Raw genomic sequence first — 235 nt, forward strand, 5'->3', positions numbered from 1 at the left:
ATACCGTGTACACGTACCTCGTCAACGACCATTGGAGCGCGGAGGCGCAGGCCAACTACACCTTCTTGAACCTGGCGGATGAGGACATCGCGGTGCCGTGGCCCATCAGCTTGGACGAGTGCATACTGTCCCCGCAGGACCGCACACAACCCCGCCTTGCCGACGTCGAGCCGATGCCGGGCCGGAGAACACTGGTGCTGGGCGCTGACGGCCAGCTGGGTGCCGCTTTGAGGCG

General features: G+C 65.1%; 1 pseudogene. It reads left to right on the top strand.

Features of this window, described 5'->3' with window-relative positions:
• Nucleotides 1–235, top strand: a pseudogene (locus SCA31_RS25565) (dTDP-4-dehydrorhamnose reductase); the annotation flags it as partial.

Source organism: Chryseobacterium sp. SIMBA_028 (assembly GCF_046535285.1).
In the GTDB taxonomy this organism is placed as follows: domain Bacteria; phylum Bacteroidota; class Bacteroidia; order Flavobacteriales; family Weeksellaceae; genus Chryseobacterium.